This window comes from Clavibacter sp. MX14-G9D, assembly GCF_032917815.1.
GTDB classification, from domain to species: Bacteria; Actinomycetota; Actinomycetes; order Actinomycetales; family Microbacteriaceae; genus Clavibacter; species Clavibacter michiganensis_K.
This window is the reverse complement of the sequence record NZ_JAVCVL010000343.1, coordinates 1-1,694: the sequence shown is the minus strand read 5'-3', so window position 1 is coordinate 1,694 and position 1,694 is coordinate 1. Positions and strand designations below refer to the sequence as shown.

Below are 1,694 nucleotides of genomic sequence, written 5' to 3'. Positions count from 1 at the left end.
GGTCGCGCCAGGAGGCGGGATCCAGCACGGCCGGCAGCGGTCGGTCGGCCGCCCCGGGAGCCGGGTCCGGACCCGGGTGCGGGGCCGCGGGCCGGGCGGCGGTCTCGGGGGCCGTGGTCATCCGTCGAGGCTACCTCCGCGGGCTCGGCGGCCCGGCGCCTCCCGTCCCGGATCGGGCCCCGGCGCCGACCCCTCCCGGATAGGATCGGCGCATGGATGACGACTCCCTTCCCACGCCTCCCGGCGTCGCCGGCTACACGATCACCGAGATCGTCGAGAGCGATTCGCGCGGCGAGCCCCTCTTCGTCTCCGCGATCCACCTCGACGGCGAGCACGTCGCCAACTGGATCTCCACCGACCTCGACGAGGACGACGGCATCGTCGCCGACCTCGACCACGCGTTCGGCGGCCCTGCGACCGACCGCATGTTCCGCCAGGCCGCCGCGATCTTCCCGGACGCCGTGCTCTCGGAGATCCTCCCCGAGCTCGTCAGCTTCCTCTGGGTCGTCGCCGACGTCGCGGGCGTCGCCGACGACCAGGACCTCGACTTCGAGGCCGCCATCCGCGTCGTCGCGGCCGAGGGCGACCTCGACGCGCAGGACCGCGACCTGCTGGGCCGCCTGGACGGCCTGAAGCGCATCGACTGAGCGGCCCCGCCGCATGCCCGGAGCCCCGCCCGCCTGACGCGCGCGGGGCTCCGGCGTACGTTCGGGGGATGAGCGACTCCGACATCGATCCCCTGTCCACCGTCCAGGGCGCCCCCGGCGTCACGCAGGACCTGCCCGGCGAGGGCGACACCGACTCCGCGATCGGCGGCACCGTGCCCGACGGCGAGTCGATCCAGCACGTGGACGACGACGAGGCCCCGGGCGACGGCGGCCTCTCCAGCGGAGGCGACACCCTGGGCTCCGACGAGGACGCCGCCGACACGGGCGCCGGCGCCGGGGACGCGCCCACCGACCTGCCCGCCTGACGCACCTGCACGGCCGGCCGGCTGGCCGTGCCGGACCGGCGGGCCCGGCACGGCCGACGGGCTGTGCACGGTCGGCGGGGCGCATCCACCTCCTCGCGTACGGTGTCGCGGACCCGAACCCGTGCACCACCCGCAGGAGGACCCGATGGCTCCGCGCGCGCCGGGCGACCCGCCCGCGTCGCCCCTCCTCACGCGCGGCTTCCTCGCGCTCGCGGGCTCGTACGGCCTGTCCACGCTCGGCGACGCCTTCCGGATGGTGGCCGTCAACGTCTGGCTCGTCGAGACGCTCGGCGGCTCCCTCGGACAGCGGCTCGGCCTGGTGCTGCTCGCCAACGTGCCGGGGATCCTCTGCGGCGGGCTGGCCGGCGTGGTCGCCGACCGCGGGGACCGGTTCGCCATCCTGCTGCGCACCGACCTCGCCCGCATCGGCGTCGGACTCGGCCTCGCGGTCGCCATGGGGGCGGGGGCGCCGATGCCCGCGCTGCTGCTCGTCGGCGTCGGCAACGCGCTCGGGGTGCTGTGGTCGGCCGCCTCCTTCGCCGCGCTCTCGGCGCTGGTGCCGACGGGCGCCATGCTGCGCGCGAACGGGCTCCTCGAGTCCGCGCAGCGCGTGGCGCAGGTCGCGGGCCCGGCGCTCGCCGCCGTGGTGCTCACCGCCGGCGGCCCCGTGGCGGCGGCCCTCGTCGACAGCGCCTGCTTCCTCGCCTCGTCCCTCCTCCTC

General features: G+C 76.7%; 3 protein-coding genes. All 3 read left to right on the top strand.

The genetic code is table 11. From position 1 onward, the window contains the following. Positions 1–212: 212 nt before the first annotated feature. The gene (locus tag Q6969_RS15445; protein WP_094116100.1) at positions 213–647 is read left to right on the top strand and encodes a hypothetical protein; all 435 of its coding nucleotides are present in this window, start codon (positions 213–215) and stop codon (positions 645–647) included. A 68-nt stretch (positions 648–715) separates the two neighbouring features. Next, the gene (locus tag Q6969_RS15440) at positions 716–973 is read left to right on the top strand and encodes a hypothetical protein (RefSeq protein ID WP_317231235.1); all 258 of its coding nucleotides are present in this window, start codon (positions 716–718) and stop codon (positions 971–973) included. 145 nt (positions 974–1,118) lie between these two features. Then, positions 1,119–1,694: hypothetical protein (locus tag Q6969_RS15435; RefSeq protein WP_317231234.1), on the top strand; the 576-nt coding region annotated here is incomplete at its 3' end.